This is a genomic window from Maribacter dokdonensis DSW-8, assembly GCF_001447995.1.
GTDB classification, from domain to species: domain Bacteria; phylum Bacteroidota; class Bacteroidia; order Flavobacteriales; family Flavobacteriaceae; genus Maribacter; species Maribacter dokdonensis.
In genome coordinates this window covers 1,230,471-1,247,296 of the sequence record NZ_LDPE01000001.1, presented here as the reverse complement: position 1 = coordinate 1,247,296, position 16,826 = coordinate 1,230,471, and the positions used below count along the sequence as shown (strand labels likewise).

Here is a 16,826-nt window from a genome sequence, read left to right as displayed (position 1 = left end):
GAATTAAGCTAATTATTTAACCATTATTCATTTTGTTGATGTGGAATTTTTGGAGTGTTATAGGGAACAGACTTTATTTTTCTCCATCAAACGTTTTTGAAGAAGTGCTTACCAATCTATTGATCTCTCTTAATTCTTCTTCGGTTAAATCTCTCCACTTTCCAACGGGTACATCTAGTTGAACATTCATGATCCTAATACGTTTTAGCTTTTTTACCCGATAATCCAAATATTCGCACATACGCCTAATTTGTCTATTAAGACCTTGGGTCAATATGATCCTGAATTGATAAGTGCTAACTTCATACACCTCACACTCTCTGGTTACTTGGTCAAGAATAGGAATGCCTTTTCGCATTCTGTTCAGAAAATCGATCGTTATCGGTTTGTCTACCGTTACCAAATACTCTTTTTCGTGATTGTTACGAGCACGTAAAATCTTATTTACAATGTCGCCGTCATCGGTTAGAAAAATAAGTCCTTCACTGGGTTTGTCCAATCTACCTATTGGGAATATACGCTTAGGGTAATTTATAAAATCAATTATGTTGTCCTTTTCTACACCGGTGTCGGTAGTGCAAACAATACCTACAGGTTTGTTGAATGCTAAATAGGTTGACTTGCCTTTGGGTTCCTTGATCAGTTCCCCATCTACTTTTACGATATCTCCAGCAGAAATTTTGGTTCCCATTTCCGGTACTTGACCGTTAATGGTTACCCTACCTTGTTCTATAAGTTTATCTGCAGCCCTTCGTGAACAAAAACCCGCTTCACTTAAGTATTTGTTAATTCTTGTTTTACCGGCATTATCTTGCATAGTCAACTTCTTGTTTCTATTATTTTTTTCTCTGTAGTTCTTGTTGATATATTTCGCGCCCTAATTGTGCTAAAAATGGAATGCCTATTTCATCATACTCATATACATCATCATTGAATATACCATCTTTATTGACCAATATAGTGGCTGTCAATAGAAAATCTATATTATTTTTTGTGTCCTTAATGTAAGCGCAATCAGTTAATGTTCCATAGGCAAACCCAACTTTGTTATATATTTTGATATGTTCTGGTATATCATCTTTAGAGTCGCCAAAAAGAAAAAACTTACAGTAGCTATCGTAATATTCTTTTTTGTCATAACCCATTTCTTTTGGTACTGTGTGCATAGCATTTAACAGGTGATCGCGCTGCTCTTTGTTTAAATGAAATTGTTCATTTAAATTAAAATTCTCTGGAAAAATAATTCGCTTTAATAGGTTATGCTGAGCAGATAAGGGATAATAGTTTTTTTGCTTAAAGCTAAATGGCTCGTTAATATATTCATCATTTTCATAATATCCTTTTCCCTTTTCTATTTCAAACAATGCTAAAGGTTTTGGCGTTTTGTTTAAAATGGGTTGTGTTATACCGGTGGTAGAATCATTAAGGTAAATAATGATGGGTTTTGTTCTTAAATCTTCTGAATGAAAACCAAGTCTATGTGAGAGCCTAACAGGAGCTATGCCTTTATTTTTTAAACTTTGGTTGATGGTTTCAAAACCTAAAAATTCTATTAATCTATTATTGGCTAAATTATCACTGACGGCAAATATCTCATTGACATCATCTGCAACGGTACTTTCAATAGTATCACCTTCTATGTAATATTTGGTGTGTATGGTAAGGGTGTCGGTCTGATTTATTTTTTCCATTGCCAAAACCGCGGTTGGAAATTTTACCGTACTGGCCGGATAAAAGTATACACTATCACTTACCTGAAAATCATAATCCGTAAATAGCACACTGTCATTTCTTCTATCAATTTGGGTGTACCTAATTTGAACCTGATATTTCTCAATACTGTCCATCACCCTTTTAATACTAATGTCTTTTGTAGCTAAGGCCGTCTCAAGAAAGTTTGGATTTTGTTGCTCGGCGGTGCAAGAAACTAATATGAAGCAGCAAATGAAAAGTAAACAATGTTTCATGTAATAGGTGTCAGATTAAGGTGTGTAGACTTCACCTCTGTGCGGTTTTAATAAATCTCTTACCTTGATCATTTCGTTTTCTTCAACGACCATGAAGGCTGTGCTGTACATGTCATTGATTTCGTTAAAACCGGTAATGTTAAGTGCGGTTTTTTCTAGTGCTATAAATTCATTGAGGTGCTTAACATGGTGCTCTGCGGTCTTAAGTGCCGTAGGACCTCTGAAATCCCAAATTAGTTTTATTTGTCGGTTCAAAAATGTCTTGTATTGGTTTATAAAATAAGTAAGCAAATTTACCGAAAAAACCTTAGCCCGTTTACTATTTAAAGGTTGATTGCAATTTTTAAAAATAGCTGTGCTTATTGATTATTAGGTATTTGTTTATATTGTAACTCCCAAAAAAAGGTGTTAAGTAAATCATTAAGCACTTGCACACGATTGGGTAATTGCTATTTTTGCTCGATGTTTTCTAAGAAATCTAAATTATTGTTCAGCAGGTTTTACCTTTTACTTGGTATAGGTCTTATTGCTATTGTCTATACCTCATGTGAAGGTATGTTTAAAAAAGAGGAAGAAAGAAAGGCTATTGCTAGAGTAGGCGAGTCCTTTTTATATAAAGAAGACCTTGCTCCACTGATTACGGAAAATATGTCAAAGGCAGATAGCGCATCATTCGCTACAAACTATATTAATAATTGGGCGTCTAAACAATTACTGCTGTCCAAGGCCAAAATAAATTTATCCGAAGAAAAACTTGCACAATACAATGCTCTGGTAGATGATTATAGAACGGAGCTCTATACTAGTGTGTATAAAGAAGCTTTGGTGGCCCAAGCAACGGATTCACTAATAACATCGGAACAACTTCAAGCTTTTTACGAGCGCGCCAAAGAGAATTTTAAACTAAAGGAACCTATTGCCAGAATTAGATTTGTAGCCTTGCCGAAAGGATTTTTGGACAAAGATGAAGTTGGTAAGCGTTTAAAAAGATTTAAAGAAGATGACCTACGTTATTTAGATTCTATTGGGGTTCAGTTCAATAAACTGAATTTTAACGATTCAATTTGGGTTAGAAATACAAGAATATTCGAAGAAATACCTCCAATTACCGCAGAGAATGCCAATAGGTACTTAAAAAATTCACAATTTTTTGAATTAGAGGATTCAATCGGGGTATATTTGGGAAAAATAGTAGAGACAAAGGATATTAATGAAATTGCTCCGTTGTCATTTATTAAGCCTACCATAGAACAAGTTTTATTAAGCCGTAGAAAGATGGACTACCTACGCAAACTAGAAACTGAATTATTAGATGAAGCAATCAAGGATAATGAATTTGAAGTTTTCGAAAACAAAAAATAGTATTTACATAGGGGCATTGCTGCTTTCCGGTTTTGCTATCGCGCAAGATTCAATACCAAATGCAGAGGCAGATCAAGCCCAAGCAATGGAAGCTGCTGAGGAAGCCGTTACAGTAAAAAAAGATTCATCTAACAATTTTAAGAGAATTAAATTAGATGGTATTGCCGCTGTTGTGGGTGACTATGTAATATTGGATTCTGATATTGAAAAAACGCTGATCGATCTTAAAAGTCAAGGTGCTTCCACTGAAGATATTACACACTGCGGGCTTTTAGGTAAGTTAATGGAAGATAGGTTGTATGCCAACCAAGCCGTTCAAGATAGTATTCTGGTCTCTGATGATGAAGTAAATGCTACTGGCGACCGCCAATTACAGTCGTTGGTGCAGCAGATCGGATCTATGGACAAGGTGTTGAAATACTACAAGAAAACGGACGAGGCTAGTTTTAGGGAAGAGCTTTATAAGATCAATAAGTTGCGTATGTTATCTGAGCGTATGCAGCAAGATATCATTAAGGAAATTGAAATTACACCGGAAGAGGTTCGTCAATTCTTTAATAAAATTCCTGAAGATGAACGACCTGTGTTTGGCGCTGAGTTAGAAATTGCACAAATTACCAAAGAGCCAGAGCCTTCTGAGGAAGAGAAGCAAAAGGTGGTTGATAAGCTAAACCAGATTAAGGCAGATGTGGAGGATAATGATGCTAGCTTTAGTGTAAAAGCTATTCTATATTCTCAAGATCCAGGATCTAAATCAAAAGGTGGTTTCTATAGTATTACAAAAGATACCGGTTTTGATAAGAAGTTTAAGGATGTGGCCTTTAGTTTAAAAGAAGGTGAAGTTTCTGAGCCTTTTGAAACGGTTTTTGGCTATCATATTATTTACATAGAAAAAATTAGAGGTCAAGAATTGGATTTGAGACATATATTGATCCAGCCAGAAATATCTCAAAATGTGTTGGATGAAGCTAAGGCTGAATTAGACACTATTCGTAAAAAGATTATGGATGGGGAATTTACATTTGCTGAAGCTGCATTGAATTTTTCTGACGAAAAGGAAACAAAATTTGATGGCGGACTTTTACGTAATCCTGTAAATTTCGATTCTAAGTTTGAGCTTACAAAAATGGATCCTACCTTGTACAATCAGGTTCAAAATTTAAAGGATAATGAAATAACGTATCCGGTATTGGAAGAAGATCCAAGAGGAGGTGCACCTAAATATAAAATCTTAAAGATTACCAATAGGTTTGATGAGCACGTAGCGGATTTCTCAAAGGATTATACAAAGATTCAAGAGCTGGCACTTACCGAGAAAAAGTACAATGCCATTAAAAAATGGATGGACGAGCATATTAAAGATACCTACATCAGCGTTAATGACGAGAACAAAGATTGTGATTTCGCTAATAATTGGGTAAAAAAGTAATATATGTCAGACGTTGCAGCAATTGAACGCCTAGTAGTAAAACATGCTGAGCTTAAAAAAGAAATAGCCAAGGTCATTATTGGTCAAGATGAGGTTATTGAACAAATTCTGCTTTCAATTTACACAGGAGGGCATTCATTGCTGATAGGAGTGCCAGGGCTGGCCAAAACTTTAATGGTGAATACCATTGCCCAAGCATTAGGACTAGACTTTAAAAGAATACAATTTACGCCAGATTTAATGCCAAGTGACATTCTTGGTAGCGAGGTTCTGGATCAAAACAGAAGTTTTAAATTTCTTAAAGGCCCTATTTTTTCCAATATTATTTTGGCGGATGAAATCAACAGAACTCCACCAAAGACCCAAGCAGCACTTTTAGAGGCAATGCAAGAGAGAGCTGTGACCATTGCCGGTCATCAGCATAAATTGGAACTGCCATATTTTGTTTTAGCTACGCAAAACCCAATTGAACAAGAAGGTACCTACCCTTTGCCGGAAGCACAGCTAGACCGTTTTATGTTCGCGATAGAATTAAAATACCCTTCTATAGCAGAGGAAATTAAAGTGGTAAAAAATACTACTTCGAACACCAAGCAGGTGATCAATGCGCTTTTTAACGCTAAAGATATCATTGCTATTCAAGAATTGGTACGTAGAATTCCTGTTGCGGATAATGTTGTGGAATATGCTGTAAAGTTGGTAAATAGTACAAGGCCTAATCTGGAAACAGCATCAGAATATGTAAAACAATATTTAGATTGGGGTGCAGGGCCAAGAGCCTCTCAAAACCTTATTCTTGGAGCTAAGGCCAATGCGGCCATTCATGGTAAATTCTCACCAGATATAGAAGATGTGCATGCCGTTGTTAAAGGAATTTTACGCCATCGTATCATTAAAAATTATAAAGCAGAGGCAGAAGGTATCACTGAAGAGGATATTATTGATAAACTGCTTTAAAAAAATACCACCTTTTTCTGCACTTTTTCAAGGATATGAACATTTTTGATAGGAAAAATGTTTGATATCTATCTACTTTTTAAAGGATTTGAGAAAAAGTAGGTAATCATACTTATTTAGTTTTAAATGCGTTCTTTATTACGTAATTTTACGAAATTGCGTTAACTTAAATGAACTAACAGATGACATTTGATTTTGATACCATTAGAAGACCAAGTAATATTCTAATCGAATAAAACATTCAACAATCAATTAATCTGTCCATTTGTAGTAATAGTGTTCTTATTTTCCACAAATCTTCAGAGAAAATTATGAAGTCGCTATTTCACTATTATATCCAATTAAATATACAAATCACTTATTAATGAGCATTTATAAAGATTACCTTAAGGAGATTGAAGAACGTAAAAGTCAAGGTCTTCATCCAAAGCCGATAGATGGCGCTGATTTACTTAGCAAGATTATTGAACAAATTAAAGATGTAGATAATGAGTATAGAGAAGATTCTCTAAATTTCTTTATTTATAATGTGTTACCTGGTACCACTAGTGCTGCAGGTGTAAAGGCAGAATTTCTTAAAGAGATTGTCGTTGGTGAGTCTGTCGTGAAGGAAATTACACCGGCTTTTGCATTGGAGCAGTTGTCGCATATGAAAGGCGGTCCGTCTATTAAGGTATTGTTAGATGTTGCTTTAGGTGATAACAAAGAATTGGCGTTGCAAGCCGCAAAGGTTTTAAAGACACAGGTGTTTTTATATGAGGCGGATACAGATCGTCTAGAAGAAGCACTTAAAAACGGAAGTGAAATAGCTAAAGATATTATTGAAAGCTATGCACAAGCCGAGTTTTTTACGAAACTACCGGAGATTGAAGAAGAAATAGAGGTGGTGACCTACATTGCCGGTGTTGGTGATATTTCAACCGATTTACTTTCTCCAGGGGGTGATGCACATTCAAGATCTGATCGAGAATTGCATGGTCAATGTATTTTTGAGCATAACAAAGAAATGCAAAAAGAGGTGCTTGAACTAAAAGAAAAGCACCCTGACAAGCGTGTAATGCTTATTGCCGAAAAAGGAACAATGGGTGTTGGTTCTTCAAGAATGTCCGGTGTAAACAATGTTGCATTGTGGACCGGTATTTCCTCTAGCCCATATGTACCATTTATCAATATTGCCCCGGTAATTGCGGGAACTAATGGTATTGCTCCAATTTTCTTAACAACCGTTGGTGTAACCGGAGGTATAGGATTAGATCTTAAAAACTGGGTACAGCAAAAAGATGAAAATGGTAACACTATTGTTGATGAAGACGGTGAACCAATTTTAAAACAGATGTATTCTGTTGCCACGGGTACTGTCTTGACCATAAATACAAAAGAGAAAAAATTGTATCATGGTAAAGTTGAGTTGAAGGATATTTCCGCAGCATTTACACCACAGAAAATGGAGTTCATGAAAGCAGGTGGTTCTTATGCTGTAGTTTTTGGAAAGAAACTACAAACTTTTGCCTGTAAGGTATTGGGTATAGATGTACCTCAAGTATATGCACCTTCAAAAGAGGTTTCTATTGAAGGACAAGGATTGACCGCGGTAGAGAAAATATTCAATAAGAATGCAGTGGGTACTTCTGGAGCTACTTTGCATGCGGGATCATATGTTCGTGCAGAAGTAAATATCGTAGGTTCTCAAGATACCACTGGTTTAATGACATCGCAAGAATTGGAAATGATGGCTGCCACGGTAATCTCTCCAATTGTTGATGGTGCATATCAATCAGGTTGCCATACGGCATCTGTTTGGGATGATAAATCAAAAGCCAACATTCCTAGGCTTATGAAGTTTATGAACGACTTTGGTTTAATTACAGGTCGTGATCCAAAAGGGGTGTATTTTCCAATGACGGATGTAATTCATAAAGTATTAAATGATATCACCGTGGGTGATTGGGATATTATTATTGGTGGAGATTCTCACACCCGTATGTCTAAAGGTGTAGCCTTTGGTGCTGATTCTGGTACCGTTGCTTTGGCATTGGCTACAGGTGAGGCTTCTATGCCTATTCCTGAGTCGGTAAAAGTTACCTTTAAAGGGCAAATGAAGTCTTACATGGATTTTCGTGATGTAGTTCATGCGACACAACAACAAATGTTAAAGCAGTTTGGTGGTGAAAACGTATTTCAAGGTCGTGTAATCGAGGTTCATATTGGTACTTTAACAGCTGATCAAGCGTTTACCTTTACTGATTGGACAGCAGAGATGAAGGCTAAGGCATCTATCTGCATCTCTGAGGATGAGACATTGATAGAATCTCTTGAAATTGCTAAAGGCCGTATTCAGATAATGATTGATAAAGGCATGGATAACGCCAAGCAAGTTTTAAAGGGACTTGTAGAAAAAGCAGAAACCAGAATTACTGAGCTTAAAACCGGTATTAGACCATCTTTAAGACCAGATGCCAATGCTAAATATCATGCAGAAGTTATTATCGATTTAGATGAGATAGCTGAACCAATGATCGCTGATCCAGATGTAAATAACGAAGATGTTTCCAAGCGTTATACGCATGATACTATTAGACCTTTATCTTACTATGGTGGAACCAAAAAGGTGGACCTAGGTTTCGTAGGGTCTTGTATGGTGCATAAAGGCGATATGAAAATTTTGGCTCAAATGTTGAAAAATATTGAGGCACAACAAGGCAAAGTAACCTTCCAGGCGCCATTAGTTGTAGCACCACCAACATATAATATTGTAGACGAGTTAAAAGAAGAAGGTGATTGGGAAGTACTTCAAAAGTATTCAGGATTTGAATTTGATGATAGTGCACCAAAAGGATTGGCACGTACTAAGTATGAAAACATGCTTTATCTAGAAAGACCAGGCTGTAACCTTTGTATGGGTAACCAAGAAAAAGCAGAGCCAGGAGACACGGTTATGGCAACATCAACTCGTTTGTTCCAAGGAAGGGTCGTAAAAGATTCTGGTGAGAAAAAAGGAGAATCTTTATTGTCTTCTACCCCTGTAGTGGTGCTATCTACCATTTTAGGAAGAACGCCAACTATGGCAGAATATGAAGCAGCAGTAGACGGTATTGTTTTAACGAAGTTTAAGCCATCAACAAAACAGTTGGTGAGATAATACATTGTATATAGCATAATGGAAAGCCCGGGCATGTTTGCTCGGGCTTTTTTTCTTCCATTTTTTATAATCATTCTTAATTTCATATGCGCTCTTAAATTCAACGTACATTTCGTATCTTGTACGGATAAGATAGATTAACAATTTTATAAATAAATTTTATGGCTTTTGACATAGATATGATTAAGAAGGTTTATGCTTCCATGGCGGAACGTGTAGACAAAGCAAGAGAGGTAGTGGGAAAACCACTTACTCTTTCAGAAAAGATTTTGTATTCTCATTTATGGGATGGTAGCCCTACTGAAGCATTTACCAGAGGAAAGGACTATGTAGATTTTGCTCCTGATCGTATTGCTTGTCAAGATGCTACGGCACAAATGGCGTTATTGCAATTTATGCAAGCTGGGAAGCCAAAAGTTGCAGTACCTACTACAGTTCATTGTGATCACTTGATCCAGGCTAAAAGTGGGGCAACTGCAGATTTAAAATCTGCAAATTCCACAAGTGCCGAAGTTTTTGACTTTCTTGAGTCTGTTTCAAATAAATATGGAATAGGTTTCTGGAAACCAGGTGCAGGTATTATTCACCAAGTGGTATTGGAAAATTATGCTTTCCCTGGAGGGATGATGATTGGTACCGATTCTCACACTGTGAACGCAGGTGGTTTAGGTATGGTCGCTATTGGTGTAGGTGGAGCAGATGCTGTTGACGTTATGGCGGGTATGGCTTGGGAACTTAAATTTCCAAAATTGATCGGAGTAAAATTGACCGGTAATATTTCTGGTTGGACCGCTCCTAAAGATGTTATTTTAAAGGTTGCCGAAATACTAACCGTAAAAGGTGGTACCGGTGCTATAGTTGAATATTTTGGTGAAGGAGCCAAAAATCTTTCCTGTACCGGTAAAGGTACCATTTGTAATATGGGGGCTGAAATAGGTGCTACGACGTCTACTTTTGGCTATGATGAGTCTATGGAGCGCTATTTAAGGGCTACGGATAGAGCTGATATTGCAGATGCCGCTAATAAGGTTAAAGAACATTTAACTGCAGATGCTGAGGTGTATGCTGATCCAGAACAATATTTTGACGAGGTAATCGAAATTAACCTTTCTGAATTGACTCCGTTATTGAATGGACCATTTACACCCGATCTTTCTACAAAAGTGGGTAGTGATATGACAGAAAAGGCTACATCTAATGAATGGCCGTTGGCTGTGGAGTGGGGGCTTATTGGTTCTTGTACAAACTCCTCTTATGAAGATTTGTCTAGAGCTTCTTCAATTGCGCAACAAGCTATTGATAAAGGATTAAAAATGAAAGCGGAATTAGGGATCAATCCTGGTTCTGAGCAAGTAAGATATACGGCAGATAGAGATGGTATTCTTGGAATTTTCGAGAAATTGGATGCTAAAATTTTCACGAACGCTTGTGGACCATGTATTGGACAGTGGGCGCGTTATAGCGATCCTAAAAATGCACCTAAGAACAGTATTGTACACTCATTTAATAGAAACTTTGCCAAAAGAGCGGATGGTAACCCTAACACGCATGCCTTTGTTGCATCGCCTGAGGTAACTGCTGCAATAGCTATTTCCGGTAGGTTGGATTTTAATCCAATGACCGATAAGTTGATCAACGAAAAAGGTGAAGTGGTCATGTTCGATGAGCCAACTGGTTGGGAACTTCCTCCAAAAGGTTTTGAGGTAGAGGACGCTGGTTATCTGGCTCCAAAAGAAGATGGATCTAGTGTTACCGTAAAAGTAGCTTCAGATTCAGAAAGATTGCAATTATTGGAACCGTTTACTCCTATTAAGGATGAAAGCTTAATGGGTGCAAAATTGTTGATCAAAGCTTTTGGGAAATGTACTACAGATCATATATCTATGGCTGGACCGTGGCTACGTTTCCGTGGTCATTTAGATAATATCTCTAACAACTGTTTAATTGGTGCCGTTAACGCGTTTGGAAAGAAAACCAATATGGTCAAAAATCAATTGACCGGTGAGTATGGAGGTGTTCCAGATACGGCACGTGCATACAAAGCGGCAGGTGTAAGAAGTATTGTAGTTGGTGATCATAACTATGGAGAAGGATCTTCACGTGAACACGCTGCTATGGAGCCTCGTCATTTAGGTGTAGCTGCGGTAATCGTGAAATCATTTGCACGTATTCATGAAACAAACCTTAAAAAACAAGGTATGCTAGGCTTAACATTTGCAAATGAAAATGATTACGACCTAATTCAAGAAGACGATACTTTCAATTTTATTGATATTGCGGATTTTGCGCCAGATAAGCCTTTAACAGTAGAAATAGTGCATGCTGATGGTAGTAAAGATGTAATTAAAGTAAACCATACGTATAATGCCGCACAGATTGGTTGGTATAGAGAGGGTTCAGCTTTAAATGTGATTAAGAGAGAAAACGCATCTTAATACAACCTTTTAAAATTTATAAGGAAAACTCCTGATATTATTCAGGAGTTTTTTAGTTTTGACCCCTAGCTTACTTTTATGAAGAGACAAACGGTTTTTACCTTATTGATCATTGCATTCGTGCTTTCTTTTTTTGTGACACCCTTGGGTGATTATAGCAAAATTATGCTCAACAGGTTTTTTGCCACTTCACCAACCATAATTAAACCAGAAAAAAGAGGTAAGATTACTGATTATGACTGGAAGCTTAAAGATGAAAATTGGAAGTTTTTTAATTTTGATGAGGCAAAAGGAAAAGTAGTATTTATAACATTCTGGACATCGTGGCACATGCCTTCTCAAGCACAATTAAAAGATGTGCAATACTTGTACGATATGTATGGTGACAAGATGAAATTCTACGTGATTACGAATGAGGAAAGAGCCCCTGTAGATTTATTTATGGAAGAACAAGGTTATACATTTCCGGTAACCTACCAAATTATTGGTGAGCCTAGTCCTATAGGCTTATTAAAGCCACCCGGGTCATATCTAATTGATAAAAATGGAGCTATTGTAATACATCAAAATGCAATTGCAGATTGGGATAATAATAAGATAGATAAGCTATTAACTAAGTTAATTGAGGAATAACCAATTACTTTTTAAAGTACTTAAAGGGAACAAATAGCATTCCAAAACATTCACCATCACCTTTGCCTAAGTGTTTATGATGCATTTTATGTGCTCTTCTAACACCTCTACTGTACCAGTTATTGGCATTTCTAAACAACTTAAAACGTTGATGGATAAAAATGTCATGCACTAAAAAGTAAGCAATACCATAGGCCAGAATTCCAAACCCCAACGGGTAGCCATACCAAAAACCTGTAGTGCCTGAATAAAACAATGACATACTTACAATGGCATAGAAAATAAAGAACAGATCATTTCTCTCGAACCAAGAGTCGTGATCTTTTTTATGATGATCTTTATGTAAACTCCAAAGAAATCCGTGCATTACATATTTGTGGGTAAACCACGCCATGAATTCCATAAATAGAAAAGTGCCTAAAAAAATCAATATCCAAATCACAATATCCATTACACTAAGTTCATTTTAAATTTAACGTATGAACGGGCCAATAGTCCAAATTTCTGGTAATTAGGCACCCTAATACGTGCATTCTTTATTTCTAGAGAGGGAGTGCCCTGTAGTTTTTTGAGTAGCTTAAAATAATATTTGTAAGCGGTATAAACACCAAATTTTGCTTCAGCTGGCAGCCCTACAATACCTTGGTATCCTAATTTAAAGTCTTCTTTTATTTCTTCAACAATGCGTTTTTTAGAGGCTTCGTCCAATTCCTTCAAATTGGTATTAGGAAAATAGGATCTGTTCAATTCTTCGAAGTCGGCTTTTACATCCCTTAAGAAATTCACTTTTTGAAAAGCTGAACCTAAAGCCATGGCAGATTCTTTTAACTTGTTATAAGCTTCTACATCACCTTTAACAAAAACTTGCAGGCACATGAGACCTACAACATCTGCCGACCCATAAATATATTCTTTGTATTCAGCATCTGTTCGGTATACATTCTTAAAAAGATCCATACGCATACTTTTCATGAAAGAATCTACAAGGTGCTTGGGAATATTATATGTATGGTACGTATGTTGAAATGAGTTTAAAATTGGGTTGAGACTAATTCTGTCTTGTAAAGACGCCTCCAATTCTTGCTCAAATTTATTAAATAGGACTTCTTTATCGTAGTCATGAAAAGTGTCCACTATTTCATCTGCAAAACGTACAAAGCCATATATATTATAGATATGACTGCGTATAGAAGGGTGTAGCATCTTTGTGGCGAGAGCAAAAGAGGTACTATATCGTTTGGTTACGATTTTACTACATTGGTACGAAACTTGGTCAAAAGTATCTTTCATAAATTACTAATTATCCTTTATAATTAATTCTGACACTAGTTTACCGGAGATTAAGGCTGGGGGTACTCCTGGTCCAGGTACAGTCAGTTGTCCTGTAAAATATAAATCACCTACTTTTTTACTTCTAAGATTAGGTCTTAAAAATGCCGTTTGGGTCAAGGTATTTGCCATGCCGTAGGCATTACCTTTATAAGAATTGTACCGATCAATAAAATCATTGACACAGAAAGTTTCCTTGAATATAATATTATTTCTAATGTCTTGGCCTGTTCTTTTTTCAAAACGATCCATAATTAAATCAAAATACTGATTTCTTAAAGCCTCGGTATCTTCTAGGTCAGTCGCAATAGGAACTAGAAAAAAACCTGTTTCGTAACCCTCTGGGGCCATGCTGCCATCTGTTACCGATGGGAAATTTGCATAGAACAAAGGATTTGTAGGCCATTGTGGTTTGTCATATATTTCTTTGGCATGCAGTTCAAAATCGGTATCAAAAAACAGATTGTGATGTTCTACATTTTTCAATTTTGTATTGAACCCTATATAAAATAGTAAAGAAGATGGTGCGAAAACCTTTTTCTCCCAGTACGTCTTACTATACTGCTGATATTTGTCTTCTAGCAAACTTTCAGAGTGTTGATAATCTGCACCGCTCAGTACTTTGTCTGCGTGATGAACTTTGCCCTTACAAATAATACCGGTGGCCTTGCCATTAGTTACTTGTATTTGTTCTACCGTTGCATTGGTGTGTATAACGACTCCTAATTCTTCTGCCAAATTTTTCATTGCTTTTATAACTTCGTACATACCACCTTTTGGATGCCAAGTACCTAAGCCAAAATCAGCAAAATTCATAAAATTGTAGAAAGAAGGCGTATTGCTTGGCTTTGCACCAAGAAACAAAACAGGAAATTCTAAAGTAGAAACCAATTTCGGATTTTTAAAAGACTTACGAACTTGTGAGCTAATGGTTTTAAAAAATTGATCAATTTTTAGAATAGTTTCTTTAGTAACCAATTCTAACGGTGAAAGACCTGGTCTTAGAACTACTTTGTTAATGGCAATGTCATAATTTTCCTGTGCTTTATCAATGAATTTTTTTAGTGCTTTTGAGCTTCCCGGCTCTATTCGTTCAAATTCATCACAAATTTTAGACATAGAATCACCAATGGTAATTACATCGTCACTGAAGAAAATTTTATAGGCAGGACTAAGTTTGTCTAGTTGATAATAATCCGAGGTTTGTTTATTGAAATCGGCAAAAAATTTATCAAAAATATCGGGCATCCAATACCAACTTGGACCCATATCAAAAGTAAATCCGTCTTTTACAAACTGTGAAGCCCTACCGCCAACAGATTCATTTTTTTCAAAAATGGAAACATTCCATCCATTTTTTGCTAAATAGCAAGCTGCAGATAAAGATGAAAATCCCGAACCTATTACTACACAACTTTTTTTCATTATTCTACAGATTATAAATTACTGACCAAGCTATCTATAGAGGTAAAAGTTCTACAGAAATTTGGCTTAACGGCGTCGTCAATAAAATTGATCTGTCTGCCCAAAATCCAGAAATTTGGATTTTGATAGTCCGCAACCAACTTGCTGAATTCTTCCAGATATTTATTTACACGATCCTTTTCTGGGAAAATGGTAAAGTATGAGACAAAATAAATGTCATCAAAATACTTAAGTACATCTTCTAAATTTTCTAAAGGTATCGTGGGGCCCAAGTAAATACACTTATAACCTTTCAATATAATTTCATAGTTAATATAGAGCAATCCAATATCATGAATTTCGTTTTCTGGTAAGAAAGCTACAAAAACCTTATCTGTCTTTGTTGGTTCCAAGTGTTGTAATTTTTCAATATTCAGTAGTATCTTTTGTTTGATAAGACTGCTCATAAAATGCTCATGAGCAGGACTGATCGTATCTGTCTGCCATAAAAGACCAAGTTCGTTTAACAGAGGTACAAAGGTTTCCTTGAATATTTCCCTAAAGGAATTTTCACTTAGAAGGGCATTATAAGTATTGAAAAACATGGTTTGGTCAAAATTGACCATGGCTAATTTAAATGCGTTTATCGCTTGGCTTTTGTGACTATGTTTTGCTACAATTTCACGAACAACATATGGTATTTCTTTATCTGAAATTTTAGCAATTTTAGATATTTTGTGACCATTGTTGTAAAGTAACGTCACATTGAGCAACTTCTGTAAGCTTGCTAGACTATACGTTCTAATATTAGTATCTGTGCGTTCAGGAGATAAAAGATTATATCTTTTTTCCCAAATTCTAATGGTGTGTGCCTTAATACCAGAGAGGTTCTCCAAGTCTCTAATACTAAATTGTTTTTTTACATTGTTCATGTTTTTCGAAAAAGGATTAAACAAATCTACAATTTATTAAAACGCCTAGCAGTACCAAAAAGTTAAAATTATCAAAATAAAAAAAGGTTAGACCTTGGTCTAACCTTTTGTGCCCACGACTAGATTCGAACTAGCACGTCCTTGCGAACACTACCCCCTCAAGGTAGCGTGTCTACCAATTTCACCACGTGGGCAAATGTGAAGTTTGTTGGATGGCAAATATAGAAACCTATAGTTCAATTTAAAATATATTAACCATAATTAATATGCTAATAGTTTTAAAATGAATGAGACTGTTGGTAATGGGTTGGTGTAACACCTTTAATTTTTTTGAATTTTTTATTAAAGTTAGATATGGAATTGAAGCCAGAAAGGTCTGCTACCTCATTAATGTTCAATTCTTTGTTTGAACCTAGCAGTTGACAAGCATGTGCTACACGTAACTCGATCAGGTATTGAAAAAATGTTTTGTTAGTACGTTGTTTAAAAAAGCGGCAAAATGCATTTGGTGTCATATAGGCCATTTTAGCAATTTGCTCTAACGAAATAGGCTGATGGAAGTTCTTCAACACAAAATCGAACACAATCTGTAAACGTTCACCTTCATTACTACTTAATGACTTGGAATAAACAAACCGACTCAATGTTTGCTTATTTGCTCGCCCTAGTTCATCTAATAATTCTAAAAATAAAATAAAGCGCTTAAGTTTATTTTGAGAGCTCAATTTTACAAGTTGCTGAGCAATTTTCTTTTGGTTTGTTTCTACTTTAAATCCTGCAGTGGCATTACTAAAAAAGGTTTTAAACTCATTAAAATAGGGGAGTTCAAAAAAATCTGCACCAAAAGACCGGGAAGTAAAGAACACGGTAATCATATGCGCGTCTTGTTCATTGAGAACACTTTTAAATACGTGAGGTAAGTTACCGCCTATTACGAAAATATCTCCTTTTGAAAATTGATGGACACTATCGCCTACCAATAACTTACCACTACCATTTATAATATGACTTATTTGAATTTCTTCATGTTGATGAAGTTTATTATAGAAAATAGGCTCTTTATCGACTTGAACGATTAAATGTTCATTTATAGGTTTTGGTATTTTAAAGGGATACACTTTCATGTGCATCTAAGTTAACATTATATATTTTATATGGAATAATTACATGGTAGTATAGTATCAGGTTTAGGTAATATGAATACACTTGATTGGTAAAGCCCATCTTATTTTTGGGTAT

At 35.9% G+C, this 16,826-nt stretch carries 14 protein-coding genes and 1 tRNA gene; 6 read left to right on the top strand and 9 right to left on the bottom strand.

Annotated elements, in window-relative coordinates:
- Positions 1-73: 73 nt before the first annotated feature.
- From rluF to I600_RS05425, 3 genes are read right to left on the bottom strand one after another with little or no spacing between them, the layout of a single operon-like run.
- Positions 74-817, bottom strand: a complete 744-nt coding sequence (gene rluF, locus I600_RS05435) for a 23S rRNA pseudouridine(2604) synthase RluF (protein ID WP_058103459.1) — start codon at positions 815-817, stop codon at positions 74-76.
- A gap of 19 nt (positions 818-836) precedes the next feature.
- A complete protein-coding gene (locus tag I600_RS05430) occupies positions 837-1,967 on the bottom strand; it encodes a serine hydrolase (RefSeq protein ID WP_058103458.1) in 1,131 nt (376 codons plus the stop codon).
- Positions 1,968-1,982: 15 nt separating this feature from the next.
- Entirely contained in the window at positions 1,983-2,222 is a 240-nt protein-coding gene (locus tag I600_RS05425) for a hypothetical protein (RefSeq protein WP_058104287.1), read from the bottom strand.
- Positions 2,223-2,429: 207 nt separating this feature from the next.
- On the opposite strand from I600_RS05425, the gene I600_RS05420 reads away from it, so the two are divergent.
- The 6 genes from I600_RS05420 to I600_RS05395 all read left to right on the top strand — a co-directional run bounded on the left by I600_RS05420 (position 2,430) and on the right by I600_RS05395 (position 11,922).
- The gene (locus I600_RS05420) at positions 2,430-3,329 is read left to right on the top strand and encodes a hypothetical protein (RefSeq protein ID WP_058103457.1); all 900 of its coding nucleotides are present in this window, start codon (positions 2,430-2,432) and stop codon (positions 3,327-3,329) included.
- Entirely contained in the window at positions 3,298-4,758 is a 1,461-nt protein-coding gene (locus I600_RS05415) for a peptidylprolyl isomerase (protein ID WP_058103456.1), read from the top strand. Before I600_RS05420 ends, I600_RS05415 begins: the two co-directional genes overlap by 32 nt.
- A gap of 3 nt (positions 4,759-4,761) precedes the next feature.
- Positions 4,762-5,715 (top strand): AAA family ATPase, encoded by a 954-nt coding sequence (locus I600_RS05410; protein ID WP_058103455.1) that lies wholly within the window; start codon positions 4,762-4,764, stop codon positions 5,713-5,715.
- Positions 5,716-6,079: 364 nt separating this feature from the next.
- Positions 6,080-8,854 carry a bifunctional aconitate hydratase 2/2-methylisocitrate dehydratase gene (locus I600_RS05405; RefSeq protein WP_058103454.1) on the top strand — a complete coding sequence of 925 codons (2,775 nt, stop codon included), beginning with the start codon at positions 6,080-6,082 and terminating at the stop codon, positions 8,852-8,854.
- Between the two features lie 161 nt (positions 8,855-9,015).
- Positions 9,016-11,289 carry an aconitate hydratase gene (locus I600_RS05400; RefSeq protein WP_058103453.1) on the top strand — a complete coding sequence of 758 codons (2,274 nt, stop codon included), beginning with the start codon at positions 9,016-9,018 and terminating at the stop codon, positions 11,287-11,289.
- A 78-nt stretch (positions 11,290-11,367) separates the two neighbouring features.
- The gene (locus I600_RS05395; protein ID WP_058103452.1) at positions 11,368-11,922 is read left to right on the top strand and encodes a TlpA family protein disulfide reductase; all 555 of its coding nucleotides are present in this window, start codon (positions 11,368-11,370) and stop codon (positions 11,920-11,922) included.
- 4 nt (positions 11,923-11,926) lie between these two features.
- Here the strand turns inward: I600_RS05395 and I600_RS05390 are convergent, their stop codons facing one another.
- The 6 genes from I600_RS05390 to I600_RS05365 all read right to left on the bottom strand — a co-directional run bounded on the left by I600_RS05390 (position 11,927) and on the right by I600_RS05365 (position 16,711).
- On the bottom strand, positions 11,927-12,373 hold the full coding sequence (locus I600_RS05390; RefSeq protein ID WP_058103451.1) for a sterol desaturase family protein: 447 nt from the start codon (positions 12,371-12,373) through the stop codon (positions 11,927-11,929).
- Positions 12,373-13,212 (bottom strand): phytoene/squalene synthase family protein, encoded by an 840-nt coding sequence (locus I600_RS05385; RefSeq protein ID WP_058103450.1) that lies wholly within the window; start codon positions 13,210-13,212, stop codon positions 12,373-12,375. The genes I600_RS05390 and I600_RS05385 overlap by 1 nt, the downstream gene beginning before the upstream one ends.
- 6 nt (positions 13,213-13,218) lie before the next feature.
- On the bottom strand, positions 13,219-14,676 hold the full coding sequence (locus I600_RS05380) for a phytoene desaturase family protein (RefSeq protein WP_058103449.1): 1,458 nt from the start codon (positions 14,674-14,676) through the stop codon (positions 13,219-13,221).
- Positions 14,677-14,687: 11 nt separating this feature from the next.
- Positions 14,688-15,587 (bottom strand): MerR family transcriptional regulator, encoded by a 900-nt coding sequence (locus tag I600_RS05375; protein ID WP_058103448.1) that lies wholly within the window; start codon positions 15,585-15,587, stop codon positions 14,688-14,690.
- A 110-nt stretch (positions 15,588-15,697) separates the two neighbouring features.
- A tRNA-Leu gene (locus I600_RS05370) sits at positions 15,698-15,781 on the bottom strand.
- Positions 15,782-15,865: 84 nt separating this feature from the next.
- Positions 15,866-16,711, bottom strand: a complete 846-nt coding sequence (locus tag I600_RS05365) for an AraC family transcriptional regulator (RefSeq protein ID WP_058103447.1) — start codon at positions 16,709-16,711, stop codon at positions 15,866-15,868.
- Positions 16,712-16,826: the final 115 nt, after the last annotated feature.

Bases quoted from the DNA above. Each gene is read 5' to 3' on its own strand.
- rluF (WP_058103459.1), bottom strand. From the start codon at position 817: ATGCAAGATAATGCCGGTAAAACAAGAATTAACAAATACTTAAGTGAA.
- I600_RS05430 (WP_058103458.1), bottom strand. From the start codon at position 1,967: ATGAAACATTGTTTACTTTTCATTTGCTGCTTCATATTAGTTTCTTGC.
- I600_RS05420 (WP_058103457.1), top strand. From the start codon at position 2,430: ATGTTTTCTAAGAAATCTAAATTATTGTTCAGCAGGTTTTACCTTTTA.
- I600_RS05415 (WP_058103456.1), top strand. From the start codon at position 3,298: ATGAATTTGAAGTTTTCGAAAACAAAAAATAGTATTTACATAGGGGCA.
- I600_RS05410 (WP_058103455.1), top strand. From the start codon at position 4,762: ATGTCAGACGTTGCAGCAATTGAACGCCTAGTAGTAAAACATGCTGAG.
- I600_RS05405 (WP_058103454.1), top strand. From the start codon at position 6,080: ATGAGCATTTATAAAGATTACCTTAAGGAGATTGAAGAACGTAAAAGT.
- I600_RS05400 (WP_058103453.1), top strand. From the start codon at position 9,016: ATGGCTTTTGACATAGATATGATTAAGAAGGTTTATGCTTCCATGGCG.
- I600_RS05395 (WP_058103452.1), top strand. From the start codon at position 11,368: ATGAAGAGACAAACGGTTTTTACCTTATTGATCATTGCATTCGTGCTT.
- I600_RS05390 (WP_058103451.1), bottom strand. From the start codon at position 12,373: ATGGATATTGTGATTTGGATATTGATTTTTTTAGGCACTTTTCTATTT.
- I600_RS05385 (WP_058103450.1), bottom strand. From the start codon at position 13,212: ATGAAAGATACTTTTGACCAAGTTTCGTACCAATGTAGTAAAATCGTA.
- I600_RS05380 (WP_058103449.1), bottom strand. From the start codon at position 14,676: ATGAAAAAAAGTTGTGTAGTAATAGGTTCGGGATTTTCATCTTTATCT.
- I600_RS05375 (WP_058103448.1), bottom strand. From the start codon at position 15,587: ATGAACAATGTAAAAAAACAATTTAGTATTAGAGACTTGGAGAACCTC.
- I600_RS05365 (WP_058103447.1), bottom strand. From the start codon at position 16,711: ATGAAAGTGTATCCCTTTAAAATACCAAAACCTATAAATGAACATTTA.